Genomic DNA, 13155 nt, shown 5'->3' with positions numbered 1-13155 from the left:
TTCTCGTCTCCCCATGTGACTGTCGAGGCTCTACCCTGCGGCGCGTCCCCCTCACCCGCCGGCCCGCCACGCCGGCGACGTCCCTGGACAGAACGCCTAGACTGCCCGGTATGCGACGGCTGAGCAGCACGGTGGTCGTGGTGGCGGGCGAACGGGCGGCGGAGGTCGTCGGAGGCCTGGGCGGGCTGCACAACGTCCGCGCGATCGTCGGCGGGGAACGGTCGCCTGCCGAGGTCACCGACGCCGCGGCGCGGGCGGCGACGACGTACGTGGTCCACGACGGCGACCCCCTCGGCGAGGTCGGCGACGCCTGGGTGGGCTTCTTCGACGGGACGGCTCCCGTGGGCGCGCTCGAGGTCGCCGTCGAGACCGCACTGGGGGCGCTGCGCGCCGAACGCGTCGTGCTGCCGGACTACTACGTCGTCCTCGACCCCGACGGGCTCCCGCCCACCCGGCGGCACTGGTGGATGGGCGTGCTGGCCGGGGCGGCGCCGACCCGGGTGGTGCCCGCTCCGGCCTCCGCGGGCCCGGTGCGGGACGCGCTGCGCGACCTGTCGGCCGGCCGGTGGTGGCCCGACGACGTCGAGGGCTGGCTGCGCGGCCTGCCCCGGCAGGTGCCCGACCGGGTCGGCCTCCCCGGCGCCTGACCGCGGGTGCCGCGCGGCGCGCGGCGCCATGGCCACGAGGCCGGATGGGTCAGAGGGCGGTGAAGTCGGCGAAGTCGAACCCCGGGGAGACCACGCAGCTCACCAGGACGTCCTCGGCTCCGGCCGGCCGGGCCGCCTGCCACGTGCCCGCGGGCACGAGCGCCTGCGGCACCTGGCCGTCCTCGACATCGGGGCCGAGCGTGATCACGGTCTCCGCGCCGGGACGCTCGCCCGCGCCGCCCAGCACCAGGGCCAGCGGGCCGCCCCGGTGCCAGAACCACACCTCGTCCGACCGCACGCAGTGCCAGACGGACTCCTCGCCGGGCTGGAGCAGGAAGTAGATGCCGGTCGCGGTGCTGCGGCGGCCGCCGTAGCCGGGGGGCTCGACGCCTGCCGCCGTCCGCCACGTCTCGCGGTACCACCCGCCCTCGGGGTGGGGGAGCAGGCCGAGGGCCTCGGCGACCGGCGGGCGCTCCTGGACGGCGACGAACGCGCCGGTCACGTCGCGGCGCAGGAAGCGCACCCGTCCGTCGTCGTCCACCGCGACCACCGGCTCGGGGCCGGTGAAGGCCGCGGCCGCGACGCGCAGCGCCTCGGCGTCGTCGGCGGCCGGGACCGAGGGCCCGCCGGGAAGACCGGCCAGCGTCATCACGCGCATGGCGCCGATCCTACGGCCCGTTCGGACGACGGCCGCGATCTGCCCACCCCCGGTGAAAGTTGCATCGTCCGTCAAAAATACGCGCAGGTCGTAGCGTTGATAGCGCTCGCATCGTTGACCCTTTCGAGCCGCCGAGGCAAGGATCCCCGTGTTCGCGCCCACCACGGCGCCGTGCGGGCGGGCCCGCACGCGAACGTCCCCGAGGAGTCCTCATGCACGGCTTGCTCCACCCCCGGCGGCGTGCCGGCGTGGCCCTGATCGCGGCGGCCGCACTCGCCGCCGCCTCCGCGGCGCTCGGCGCGCCGCCCGCGTCCGCGGCGACCACCGCGACCGTGACCGTCGACGCCGCGGCGGGCCGCGGCACGATCCCCGCCGCCGGACACGGCCTCAACGCCGCCGTCTACGACGGGAACATGAACAGTTCGGCCGTCTCCGGGCTGCTCAGGGACGCCGGGGTCACGGCCCTCCGCTACCCCGGCGGCTCGTACGGCGACATCTACCACTGGAAGACGAACACGGCCGACGGCGGCTACGTCGCGCCCGGCACCGACTTCGACACGTACATGGGCACGGTCCGCGCGATCGGCGCGCAGCCGGTGATCATCGCGAACTACGGGAGCGGCACCCCGCAGGAGGCGGCCGACTGGGTGCGGTACGCGAACGTCACCAAGGGGTACGGCGCGAAGCTCTGGGAGATCGGCAACGAGGTCTACGGCAACGGCCACTACGGCTCCGGCTGGGAGAACGACACCCACTCCGACAAGAGCCCCCGGGCGTACGCCACGAACGTGCTGCAATACATCTCGGCGATGAAGGCCGTGGATTCCTCCATCAAGGTCGGCGTGGTGCTCACCACGCCCGGAGGATGGCCGGACGGCGTCGTGGGCTCCGGCGACAGCGCCGACTGGAACCACACCGTGATGTCGATCGTGCAGGACAAGGCCGACTTCGTGATCGTCCACTGGTACCCGGGGGCGTCCTCGGCCGCCGACAGCCTGACCAAGGCCGCCCAGATCCCGTCGATGGTGAGCACGCTCCGGTCGCTCATCGGCCAGTACGCCGGGAGCAGGGCGCCGGGCATCGGCATCGCGGTGACCGAGATGAACCCGGGCTACCAGCTCACCAGCGCGACCGCGGCCCTGTTCGCCGCCGACACCCGGTTCGCCTGGTACGAGAACGGCGCGTTCACCCTCGACTGGTGGAACACGCACAACGGCACGAGCCAGTCGCCCGGCACCAACGACGACGGCACGGTCGACTATCACGACGAGGGCGTCCTGTCGTCGGGAAGCTCGGGCGAGCCGGCCCTGAACACGCCGTTCCCGCCCTACTACGGGCTGGCGATGGCCGGGAAGGCCGGGTCGCCGGGGGACGCGATCGTGCAGGCGACGTCGTCCAACCCGCTGCTCGCGGCGCACGCGGTGAAGACCTCCGGCGGGGTCAACGTGCTCCTGGTCAACAAGGACCCGTCCAACTCCACGACCGTCTCGCTGTCGTACTCCGGGTTCTCGCCGGGCGGCGGCACCGTCCTGCAGTGGAAGAAGGGCGCCACCTCGATCTCGACGACCACCGGCTCCTCGGCGACCTCGATCACGCTCCCGCCGTACTCGATCACCGTGCTGAAGGCCTCGGGCGGCGGCACGCCCTCGCCGTCCCCCAGCCCCACCCGGTCGCCGAGCCCGTCGCCGAGCCCCTCGCCGAGCCCGAGCCGGACGCCCACACCCACCCCCACGCCGACCTCCGGGCAGGGATGCACGGCGACGTACACGATCACCAACTCGTGGCCCGGCGGCTTCCAGGGTGAGGTGTCCGTCAGGAACACCCGGACCACCGCCGTCTCCGGCTGGACGGTCGGCTGGACGTTCGCGAACGGCCAGACCGTCGGCCAGCTGTGGAACGGAACGGTGTCCCAGTCGGGCGCCTCGGTGACCGTGACGAACGTGAGCTACAACGGCTCGCTCGCGCCCGGCGCCTCCACGACGTTCGGCTTCACCGGCACCGCCCCCGGCGCGAACGCCGTCCCCTCGCCGGTCGCCTGCACCGCGAGCTGATAGGGAGCTGATCGCGAGCGATCGAGCCGGCCGCGGCGTCGAGGCTCACGTCTCGGCGCCGCGGTCAGCCGCGCGCGGCAGGATCCCGCGGGTCGCGGGTTCACCCGCGGGTCAGACGGGCGGCGACCGGTGCGCCCGTACGGCCGACACGGCGTCGTCGACCGTGGGCTCCACCCGGAAGGCGGGCCGCAGGCCGGTCAGCGTGAGCACCCGTTCGAGGTGGGTGGGCAGGGCGCTGAGGACGAGGGAGACGCCGTGCTCGCGGCTCTGGTTGAGCAGGACGGCGAGCGCGCCCACCCCCATCGAGTCGCAGAACGTCACCGCGCTCAGGTCGAGGACCAGCGCGAGCGGGGTGAGCGCGTCCCTGGCCTCGGTGAGGCGTTCCCGGAACTGCGCGGCGTGGTTGTAGTCGAGATCTCCGGACGCGCTCGCGACCACCACGTCCTCCTGCACGCGGACGGACATCGCGAAGCGCTGTGTCGGATCCATCTGATCGGGCATCGTCGTGTCTCCGCCCAGCGGGGTCAGGGCGAGCATGTTGTCGTATGTCTACCAGCCCACAGGGTGATCACACGTCGGAAGGGGCATCAGACGGGAGCTTTTTCGTGATCCCTTGGGGGGAGGCTATGTTTCCGCTGCCTGATCACGGATACGAAGCGGTACGCAGTCGTTACGTTTAGTAATCAAGCTGGAGTATCGCCAATGCGTTTCACCGCTCGTACCATGTCCGTTGCCCTGCTGACCTCGGCCGGGCTGCTCGCCACGAGCCCGGCCCACGCCGACCCGACCCCGGCGCCCACGGTGACGGCGTCGCCCACCGCCACGCCCACCGCCACGCCGAGCCCGACGCCGAGCCCCACGCCGACCGTCACCCGGCGGCCGGGCATCGTCATCGGGCTGACCATCCTGCTGCCCATCCGGCTGAACGTGGGCCTCGACCTCGGCATCGGCGCCCGGGTCGGCGGCACGGGAACCGGCACCGGCGGCACCGGTACGGGCACGGGGACCGGCGGCGCCGGCACGGGGACCGGCACCCTGATCGCCTCCGCCGCGGCGTCCGCCTCGGTCCACTAGAAGCCGGTCGCGCCGGAGGCCGGCCATCCTGAACGCCGCCCGCGTCTCGTGCGCCGGAAGCCGGCGGCGTCAGGAGACAGCCGGACGCCGGCCGCGTCAGGTGACAGCCGGCCGCCGGCGGCCGGAACCTTCGCCGCTCGTCCCGCCGTCCGCGGGGCGGGCGGCGTCCGCGTCCGCGCCTGTGTCTGCGTCTGCTGAACCCCAAGGGGCGACGTCCCCCGCGCCCCGGCGCGCCTCGCCGGCGGCACCGCGGTGGGCCGAGCGGAACCGCTGCTGGTAGGCCCGCGGCGGGATGCCGACGTGCTGGACGAAGGCACGCCGCAGGGACTCCGAACTGCCGAACCCGGCCCGTTCGGCCGCCGCCGTGACCGAATGCCCGGCGTCGAGCATCGCCTTCGCGGCGTCGAAGCGGATGAGCTCGACGTACTTGGCGGGCGACATGCCGACCTCGCTCTGGAACAGCCGGGACAGGTGGCGCGGGCTCATCCCGGCCCGCGCGGCCAGCCGCGGCACGGCGTGGTCCCCCGCGGGATCGGCGGCCACGGCGTCGAAGACCGCCCGCAGCGCCGGCGTCTGGGGGCGGGGCCCGCGCAGCGACGGCGAGAACTGCGACTGGCCGCCCGGACGTTGCAGGAACACCACGAGGGACTGGGCGACCCGCCGGGCCAGCTCGTCGCCGTGGTCGTCCTCCAGCAGGGCGAGGGCCAGGTCGATGCCCGCGGTGACCCCGGCCGAGGTGTAGAACCGGCCGTCGCGCACGAAGATCGCGTCCGGCTCGACCGAGACGTGGGGGAACGACCTGGCCAGCGTGCCGGTGTGCCTCCAGTGGGTGGTGGCCCGGCGGCCGTCCAGCAGGCCGGCGGCGGCGAGGATGAAGGCGCCCGTGCAGATCGACGACATGCGGTCGGCGTGCTCCGCGAGGTCCCGGACGGCCGCCAGGAGCTCCGGGCCCACCGGCCGTCCTGGGAAGATGTCACCCCCCATGACCAGGACCGTGTCGAATTGGGCGGTCCGGTCCGCGGCCGCGTCGACCGGGATGCGCATGCCCGTCGAGGTGACGACCCCCTCGCCGCCCGGCGAGCACAGCACGAGCCGGTAGTCGGCACCCATCAGGTTGGCCTCGCTGAAGACCTCGCTCGGGCCGGCCACGTCCAGCAGCTTCACCCCGTCGTACACGAGGATGCCGACGCGGTGCGCACTTCCCCGCCGTGCCGTCGCCACCGTCCCTCACCTCTGGCATGACATGTCCGTTTCTGTGGAGAATACGTCCCTCCGGACGGGGCGCTCATCGGGCCCCGCTTGCGAGGGTGGTGCTGACCAGGAAAGTCCCCCTGTCGCGGGGACGCCAGGGAAGGAGACCACCCTCATGTCCGAGACCATCGCCGGCGTCGCCATCCCGGACTCGAAGCTCGCCGCGGAGGCGACCGAGCTGGTCCGGGAGGCGGCGCGACCGCTGCTCTACCACCACTCCCGCCGGGTCTACCTCTTCGGCTCGCTCCAGGGCCACAGGCTTGGCCTGGACGCCGACCCCGAACTGCTCTACGTCGGGGCGATGTTCCACGACCTCGGGCTCACCGAACGGTACCGGCGCACCGACCAGCGGTTCGAGATCGACGGCGCCGACGAGGCCCGGCGCTTCCTCGCCTCCCACGGCGTGCCCGAGGCCGAGGTCCGCACGGTGTGGGAGGCGATCGCCCTCCACACCACCCCGGAGATCCCGTACCGGCTGGAGCCGGAGATCGCGCTCGTGACGGCCGGTGTGGAGACCGACGTGCTCGGGATCGGCTACCGCGACCTCGATCCGCAGGATGTGGCGGCGGTCACGGCCGCCCACCCCCGGCCGGACTTCAAGCGCCAGATCCTGGCGGCGTTCACCGAGGGGTTCCAGGACCGCCCGGACACGACGTTCGGGACGGTGAACGCCGACGTGCTGGAGCACTTCGTGCCGGGTTTCCGGCACATCGACTTCGTCGAGGTGATCCAGAACTCCGACTGGCCGGAGTGACGCCGGCAGGGCGATACGGGCGGAGCCGCGCCTACCGGGGTTCCGTTATGTGATCGTTGCCATGGCCTGCGCACATATCAGGGCATTCGGTCGTCCTACGTGTGGAGGAATGCCAGGCAAGTGCCTGGAGTGAACCACGCACGTTTATGAGGAGAAGACCGTGAACACCCTGAAGCGGGCGGCCGGCGCGTCGTTCGCCGCCGTCGCCCTCGCCGCGGCGACGGCCTGCTCGGCAGGAGCCGCGGCCCCCGCCCCCGCCCAGGTCGCCGCGTCCGCGAAGAGCACGGCCTCGCCGGAGCCCCCGGCGCGGCTCAGGGTGGCCGCCGCCTCGACGGCGCAGCGGAAGACGCCGCTCGGCATCGCCGACATCACGCCCATGGGCGAGAACATGGAGAAGGTCGGCGTCGGCTTCCCGATCATCGTCACGTTCGACCGGAAGGTGACCGACCGCGCGACGGCCGAGGCCGCCCTGCAGGTCCAGGCGGACAGGCCGGTCGAGGGCGCGTGGCGGTGGGTCTCCGACCGCAAGGCCGTCTACCGCACCCGCACGTACTGGCACCCGCACCAGAAGGTGACCTTCACGGCCCACCTGAGCCAGATCCCGGGCAACGAGAGCGCGAAGGACGTCACCCGGCGCTTCGCCGTCGGCGCCGCCAACATCTCGGTCGTCGACACCAAGAAACACGTGATGAAGGTCCGCAGGGACGGCAAGCTGGTCAAGAGCATCCCGATCAGCGCGGGCCGCGGCGGCCTGGTCAGGAACGGCGTGGACGTCTACCTGACGACCAGCGGCGTCCACCTCACCATGGGCAAGAAGCGGGTGGAGACCATGACCTCCGCCTGGATGGGCGTGACCGACCCGAAGAACCCGCTGTACTACAAGCTCCAGATCCCGTGGGCCGTGCGGATCTCCGACAGCGGCGAGTACGTGCACCAGAGCGCCGGCGACTACCAGTTCCTCGGCAAGTCCAACCAGAGCCACGGGTGCGTCCGCGCGACGCCGGCCGGGGCCAAGTGGTTCTACGGCATCGCCCAGCGCGGCGACGTCGTGCAGATCACCGGCACCAAGCGCAAGCTCGACTGGCGCAACGGCTGGAGCTACTGGCAGCTCACCTGGACGCAGTGGAAGAAGGGCAGCGCGCTGCCCCCCGGCGGCGCCGCCGCCGCGCAGCAGGGCTGAGCACCCGTTCTCCCGAGGCCCGCGACCCCCCTTGAGGTCGCGGGCCTCGCCACGTTCCCCTCGCCGGGCCGCCCGCCCGGGTCTCAGGCCGCGGGGTCGAGCACGATGCGGAAGCGGGCCCGGCCCGCCCTCAGCCGCTCGTACGCCTCCGGCGCCTCGGAGAGGGGGAGCACCTCGGTGATCGGCCGGATCCCCTGGCTCAGCGTGAACGCGAGGTTGTCCTCACTCTCGACGGGCCGGCCGGTGATCGTGCCGCTGATCGTGCGCTCGCCGAAGATCAGGTCACCGGGCGTCACCGTGATCGGGTCGAGCCCGGCGCCCACGACGATCAGCCGGCCGCGCGGCGCCAGCCCCGGGATCAGCGGCGACATGGACGCGCCGCTGGCCGCGGTGGCGATGATCCCGGCCGCCCCGCCGAGCCTGCGCAGCGCCTCGCCCGGCTCCTCGGCGTCGCCGTCGATGTAGTGCCGGGCCCCCAGCGACGCGGCCAGGTCGGCCTTGTCGCCGCCGCGGCTGATCGCGACGACCTCATAGCCGAGCCTGCTCGCGTACTGCAGGCCGAGGTGCCCGAGTCCGCCGATGCCCTGGACGGCCACCAGAGCCCCGGGGCGCGCGCCGAGGTCGCGCAGCGCGCTGTAGACGGTCAGACCGGCGCACAGCAGCGGCGCCGCCTCCACCGAGTCGAACGCCTCGGGGATCCCGACGAGCGCGTTCGCCTTCGCGTACGCCACCTCGGCGTAGCCGCCGTCCACCGTGGTGCCGGTCAACGGCTGGGCGGTGCAGTTCACGAAGTCGCCGCGGCGGCACTGCTCGCACACTCCGCAGTGGCCGCCCAGGAAGCCGACGCCGACGCGCTCGCCCACGTGCCGGCCGGTCACGCCCTCGCCGATGGCGTCGATGCGGCCGACGATCTCGTGGCCGGGCACGATCGGCGCCGACGGGTCGGGACGGAACAGTCCGTTCACCGCGAGGGCGTCGGTGGCGCAGACGCCGCACGCCTCCACCCGCAGCCGCACCTGGCCGGGGCCCGGCTGGGCCGCCTCCCGCTCGGTGAGGGCCCAGTCGCCCGCCCCCGACACCGTGAACGCTCGATAGCCGGACATGCTCTGGTCCTCCCGTTTCAAAATGACCGGTCGTCTTGGAATGGGACGACCGTAGCAGCGGCCCGGCGACGATGCAAAGCTCGCGCTGGTCAGGCCGGTCTCGCCTGCGCCGCCGCGAGAGGCAGGCGGAGCACCAGCCGGGCGCCGCGGGGGCTGTCGGCCGCGTAGAGCCGGCCGCCGTACGACTGGGCGATCTCCCGCGCGATCGGCAGCCCGAGGCCGGAGCCGCCGGGGTCCCGGATACGGGCGTCCTCCAGCCGGCACAGCCGCTCGAAGACCCGCTCCCGGTCGGCCGGCGGGATGCCGGGACCGTCGTCGATGACCTCAAGGACCGCCTCGGGCGGCTCGACGGACACCACGATCTCGATCGTCGACCGGGTGTGCCGCTCGGCGTTGGCCACCAGGTTGTCGAGCAGGCGGGCCAGCTTGATCCGCGAGGCGCGCACCATCACGTGCTGCTGGAGCCGGGTGCGGAGGGCGGCGGCCGCCGGGGAGTGGCGTTCCAGCTCCTCCGCCACCAGGTAGCCGAGGTCCAGCAGCTCGGCGCCTCCGGGCGTGCCGGCGTCGAGGCGGGCGACCTCCAGCAGGTCGGCGACGATCTCGTTCAGCCGCTCGGCGTCACGCAGGAGCTTGCGCAGGATGTCCTGCAGGTCGATGTCGGGCTGCGCGAGTGCCACCTCGAGCTCGGTCAGCAGGCCGGTGATCGGGTTCCGCAGGTCGTGGGAGGCGTCGAAGACGAGCCGGCGCTGCCGTTCGATGGCCTCGCGCAGCGCCGAGGTGGTCTCGCGCTGCCGGTTGTGGGTCCGGATGAGCTGCTCGTTGAGCATCTGCAGCTCCCTGGCCCGGGCGTAGACGTCGATGTCGACCTGCTCCAGCCGGGTCCGCGCGCCCCGGACGCCCTCCCTCGACCGGCGGAGCGCCGACACGAACTCGGTGACCTCCTCGGTCGTGTGGATGATCAGCTCGATGCCGCCGTCGGGGCCGAGGACGGGCGTGTTGACCGTGCTCCAGTAGCGCTCCTCGAACATCCCCGGTCTGCCAGGCGTCTCCACGTCGTACCGCTGCACCGGCATGAAGTCCCGCCGGCCGGTGGTCAGGACCCGCGCGAAGGAGGCGCCGAGGGTGTCCGCCCCCTGCGTGTCGCGCTCCTCGATCATCTCCGGATTGGGCGGGAAGACCGCGAACAGGTGGCGGCCGAGCATCTCCCCGGCCGTCCTGTCGACCGCCTCGAGGTAGGCGGCGTTGGCCGCCACCATGACGAGGTCCGGCGTCAGTATGAGCGAGGGGGTCGGACTGGCCGCGAATACCGCCTCGTAGTCGACCATCGAGTCCATCTCACCGGCGCCTCTCTTCGGACACCTGTACCTCCAGGTTAGGCGGCCTGTCCGGCCATGAGCGCGGGGCCTGCCCTCCTTATGGGTGTCCACGTCCAATAGGACGTACCGGGACGACCTACCTTTTTTTGTCATACAGGCCGTAACGTGTCGATATGGTGACTGGGAGCCCATTAGGGGACTTTCTCCGCGCTCGCCGGCAGGTCACGACCGCGGACCAGGTGGGCCTGAAGGTCGGCCGGCGGCGGACTCCCGGGCTGCGTCGCGAGGAAGTGGCCATGATGGCGGGCGTCAGCGCCGAGTACTACACCCGTCTGGAGCAGGGGCGGGAACGCCGGCCGTCCGAGCAGGTCATCGAGTCGCTGGCCCGGGCCCTGCAGCTCGACGCCGAGGCCACCGAGCGCCTCTACGAGCTGGCCCGCCCGCGGTCGTCCCGGCGCAGGCCCACCGACACCGCCGGCCAGCTCACTCCCACGATCCTGCGGCTCATCGAGAAGTGGGACCACGCGCCCGCGTTCGTGGTGAACCGGCGGCTGGACATCCTCGCGAAGAATCCGCTGGCCAGGGCCATCTTCGGCGACATGGAGCACAACGACAATTTGATCCGGCTGACGTTCCTGAATCCGCGGGCCCGCGAGTTCTACCGGAAATGGGAGCAGGAGGCCTACGCCGACGTGGCCCATCTCCGCGCCGAGGGCGGGGCGGCCGACGACCCCTTCCTGCTCGAACTCGTGGAGGAACTGTCGGACGGAAGCGAGGAGTTCCGCCGGCTGTGGGCCCGGTACGACGTCAGGGGCAGGAACCAGGAGTTCGTCCACCTGCGCCACCCGGACGTCGGGGACATGACCCTGCGGCACCAGACGGTGCGCATCGACAGCGCCCCCGACCTGTGCGTCTTCCTCGGAGAGGCCGAGCCGGGCAGCCTGTCCGAGGACGCCCTGAGGAGGCTGCGGAGCCTGGGGTCGCCCACGGGGAGCCCGCCCGCCGAGGAGCCGGGACGGCGTTACGTATCCTCGGAGGGGCAGGGCTGATCGTGGGCCGAGGGGTGGGTCGTGACGAACCGCAAGCCGCCGGGTGTCAGCTTCGAGACGTGGATCGACCGGCAGATCCGCGAGGCCGCCGAGCGCGGGGAGTTCGACGACCTCCCGGGCGCCGGCAAGCCTCTCCCCGGTGAGGGCAAGCCGTCCGACGACATGTGGTGGATCAAGCAGAAGCTCGAGTCCGAGAACCTCTCGTTCCCCCTCCCGGGGACGCTCGCCCTGCGCAAGGACGCCGAGGACTCCCGGGCCGCCGCGCTGGACGCCCGGACCGAGGCGGAGTGCCGGCGGATCGTCGAGGCCGTGAACGACCGCATCCGGGAGAGCCGGACCAGGCCGCTGTCCGGTCCGCCCGTCTTCCAGCGGCTCCTCGACGTGGAGGAGATCGCCGCCGAGTGGCGGGCCCGTCACCCGGTCGAGGACCCGCCGGCGCCCGCGCCGCCGCGCCGCCGGCGTCCGCTGTTCCGGAGGCGCGGACGCGCCTGACGGCGTCTCACGGCACGTGTACGGCCGTCATCCCGGCTCGGCGAAACCCGAGGACGCCCACGTCCCGGGCCTCGGACAGCAGTGCCGGCCCCGCCTCGGTGAGCCGGACCCCGGTGCTGCCGCGTGTGACGGCCTCGACCGAGGGCCTGCCCCTCATCCGGGAGGGCATCGCCGAATGTCGTAGGCGGCCGTTAGAAAGGGCGGGTGACCACCACGCGGAACGGAGTGGGATCGGAGCTGGCCCGCTGGCGCCGGTCCCGCCGGATCAGCCAGCTCGAGCTCGCCTCGCTGGCCGGCACCACGCAGCGCCATCTGAGCTTCATCGAGAGCGGCCGCTCCCAGCCGGGGCGGGCGATCGTGATCCGGCTGGCCGAGTCCCTCGGCCTGTCCCTGCGGGAGCGCAACGACCTGCTCGCCGCGGCCGGGTTCGCGCCGGTGTTCATCGAATCCGGCCTGGACGAGGCGGCGCTGCGTCCCGTCCGCACTGCCCTGGAGCAGATCCTGCACGGCCACCTGCCGTACCCCGCGCTCGTCATCGGGCCGTACGGGCGACTGGTGGCGGTCAACGACGCGGTCGAGGTGTTCACCGAGGGCGCGTCCCCGGAGCTGCTCGCTCCCCCGGTCAACCTGCTGCGGCTCATACTGCATCCGGACGGCATGGCGCCGAGGGTGCGGAACCTGGGCGAGTGGGGCCGTCACATCATCGAGAACCTCCGGGCCAGGGCGCGGCGCAGCCCCGACCCGCGCCTCGACGCGCTGGTCGACGAGCTCGCCGGGTATGTCCCGCAGGTCCCGGTCGGCCCCGATCACCTCGGCTTCGCGGTTCCCCTGCGCCTGGCCTCGGCGGACGGCGAGCTGCGCCTCATCACCACGCTCACCTCGTTCGCCACCGCCACGGACGTCACGCTCGCCGAGCTCCATCTGGAGGCCTTCCTCCCCGCCGACCAGCCCACCGCCGAACTCCTCCGCATCCGCGCCGAACGCCGTGCCCGGTAGACGGCTCAGGGGCGGATGAGGACCTTGAGCGCCTCGCGGTCGGCCATCGCGCGGTAGCCCTCCGGCACGCCGTCAAGGCCGATCGTGCGGTCGAACAGCCTGCCCGGGTCGATGCTGCCCTCGAGGACGTCCGGCAGCAGTTCCTCGATGTACGCCCGGGCGGGCGCCACGCCGCCGGTCAGCGTGATGTTGCGCATGAACGCGTCCGCGCCCATCGGCACGTCTCCGTACTGGGGGAGGCCGACCCGGCTGATCACGCCGCCGTCGCGCACCACGCCGAGCGCCGTCTCGATCGCCGGCCTCGTGCCGACGCACTCCAGCACGCTGTGGGAGCCGTCGCCGCCGGTGAGCTCCCGTACGCGTTCGACGGCCTCCTCGCCGCGCTCGCCCACCACGTCGGTGGCGCCGAAGTCGCGGCCGAGGTCCGTGCGGTCCTTGTGGCGTCCCATGAGGATGATCCGCTCGGCGCCGAGCCGCCGGGCGGCCAGCACCGCCGACAGTCCCACCGCTCCGTCGCCGATCACGGTGACCGTCGTACGCGGACCGGCCCCGGCCTTCACCGCGCAATGGTGGCCGGTGCAGAA

At 72.8% G+C, this 13155-nt stretch carries 15 protein-coding genes; 8 read left to right on the top strand and 7 right to left on the bottom strand.

The annotated features are described in order from the left end of the window. Nucleotides 1-110: 110 nt before the first annotated feature. The gene (locus MPTA5024_RS43555; protein WP_036325097.1) at nt 111-647 is read left to right on the top strand and encodes a hypothetical protein; all 537 of its coding nucleotides are present in this window, start codon (nt 111-113) and stop codon (nt 645-647) included. 49 nt (nt 648-696) lie between these two features. Here the strand turns inward: MPTA5024_RS43555 and MPTA5024_RS17225 are convergent, their stop codons facing one another. Next, complete coding sequence (locus MPTA5024_RS17225; RefSeq protein ID WP_084369750.1) at nt 697-1305, bottom strand: cupin domain-containing protein; 609 nt, start codon at nt 1303-1305, stop codon at nt 697-699. A 212-nt stretch (nt 1306-1517) separates the two neighbouring features. Here MPTA5024_RS17225 and MPTA5024_RS17220 point away from each other — a divergent pair, with 212 nt between their 5' ends. Beyond that, a complete protein-coding gene (locus MPTA5024_RS17220; RefSeq protein ID WP_036325095.1) occupies nt 1518-3356 on the top strand; it encodes a cellulose binding domain-containing protein in 1839 nt (612 codons plus the stop codon). A 111-nt stretch (nt 3357-3467) separates the two neighbouring features. On the opposite strand, the gene MPTA5024_RS17215 is transcribed toward MPTA5024_RS17220, so the two are convergent. Beyond that, entirely contained in the window at nt 3468-3893 is a 426-nt protein-coding gene (locus MPTA5024_RS17215; protein ID WP_051458279.1) for an STAS domain-containing protein, read from the bottom strand. A 186-nt stretch (nt 3894-4079) separates the two neighbouring features. On the opposite strand from MPTA5024_RS17215, the gene MPTA5024_RS42265 reads away from it, so the two are divergent. Next, complete coding sequence (locus MPTA5024_RS42265; RefSeq protein WP_036325094.1) at nt 4080-4430, top strand: hypothetical protein; 351 nt, start codon at nt 4080-4082, stop codon at nt 4428-4430. Between the two features lie 96 nt (nt 4431-4526). Here the strand turns inward: MPTA5024_RS42265 and MPTA5024_RS17205 are convergent, their stop codons facing one another. Continuing rightward, a complete protein-coding gene (locus tag MPTA5024_RS17205; RefSeq protein WP_232326505.1) occupies nt 4527-5651 on the bottom strand; it encodes a GlxA family transcriptional regulator in 1125 nt (374 codons plus the stop codon). Between the two features lie 145 nt (nt 5652-5796). On the opposite strand from MPTA5024_RS17205, the gene MPTA5024_RS17200 reads away from it, so the two are divergent. Both MPTA5024_RS17200 and MPTA5024_RS17190 read left to right on the top strand, forming a co-directional pair. Continuing rightward, on the top strand, nt 5797-6435 hold the full coding sequence (locus tag MPTA5024_RS17200) for an HD domain-containing protein (protein WP_036325092.1): 639 nt from the start codon (nt 5797-5799) through the stop codon (nt 6433-6435). Between the two features lie 160 nt (nt 6436-6595). Beyond that, complete coding sequence (locus MPTA5024_RS17190; protein WP_157099517.1) at nt 6596-7615, top strand: L,D-transpeptidase; 1020 nt, start codon at nt 6596-6598, stop codon at nt 7613-7615. A gap of 83 nt (nt 7616-7698) precedes the next feature. Here MPTA5024_RS17190 and MPTA5024_RS17185 read toward each other — a convergent pair whose 3' ends face one another. Together MPTA5024_RS17185 and MPTA5024_RS17180 are read right to left on the bottom strand one after the other, a co-directional pair. Further along, a complete protein-coding gene (locus MPTA5024_RS17185; RefSeq protein ID WP_036325088.1) occupies nt 7699-8718 on the bottom strand; it encodes an alcohol dehydrogenase catalytic domain-containing protein in 1020 nt (339 codons plus the stop codon). An 89-nt stretch (nt 8719-8807) separates the two neighbouring features. Then, nucleotides 8808-10052: a PAS domain-containing sensor histidine kinase gene (locus tag MPTA5024_RS17180; RefSeq protein ID WP_051458277.1), complete on the bottom strand. Its 1245-nt coding sequence runs from the start codon at nt 10050-10052 to the stop codon at nt 8808-8810. A 155-nt stretch (nt 10053-10207) separates the two neighbouring features. Here MPTA5024_RS17180 and MPTA5024_RS17175 point away from each other — a divergent pair, with 155 nt between their 5' ends. After that, complete coding sequence (locus MPTA5024_RS17175) at nt 10208-11083, top strand: helix-turn-helix transcriptional regulator (RefSeq protein WP_036325086.1); 876 nt, start codon at nt 10208-10210, stop codon at nt 11081-11083. Between the two features lie 21 nt (nt 11084-11104). Beyond that, complete coding sequence (locus tag MPTA5024_RS17170; protein WP_036325084.1) at nt 11105-11575, top strand: J-domain-containing protein; 471 nt, start codon at nt 11105-11107, stop codon at nt 11573-11575. A gap of 7 nt (nt 11576-11582) precedes the next feature. Here MPTA5024_RS17170 and MPTA5024_RS40940 read toward each other — a convergent pair whose 3' ends face one another. Beyond that, nucleotides 11583-11732, bottom strand: a complete 150-nt coding sequence (locus MPTA5024_RS40940; RefSeq protein WP_157099516.1) for a hypothetical protein — start codon at nt 11730-11732, stop codon at nt 11583-11585. Between the two features lie 47 nt (nt 11733-11779). Between MPTA5024_RS40940 and MPTA5024_RS17165 the strand changes: the two genes are divergently transcribed. Next, nucleotides 11780-12571, top strand: a complete 792-nt coding sequence (locus MPTA5024_RS17165) for a helix-turn-helix domain-containing protein (RefSeq protein WP_036325081.1) — start codon at nt 11780-11782, stop codon at nt 12569-12571. Between the two features lie 5 nt (nt 12572-12576). Here the strand turns inward: MPTA5024_RS17165 and MPTA5024_RS17160 are convergent, their stop codons facing one another. Further along, on the bottom strand, nt 12577-13095 hold the full coding sequence (locus tag MPTA5024_RS17160) for a zinc-binding dehydrogenase (protein ID WP_332310618.1): 519 nt from the start codon (nt 13093-13095) through the stop codon (nt 12577-12579). Between the last annotated feature and the right edge of the window lie 60 nt (nt 13096-13155).

Origin of the sequence: Microbispora sp. ATCC PTA-5024 (assembly GCF_000511135.2) — a bacterium.
Taxonomy (GTDB): domain Bacteria; phylum Actinomycetota; class Actinomycetes; order Streptosporangiales; family Streptosporangiaceae; genus Microbispora; species Microbispora corallina.
This window is presented reverse-complemented; position numbering and strand designations above follow the sequence as displayed.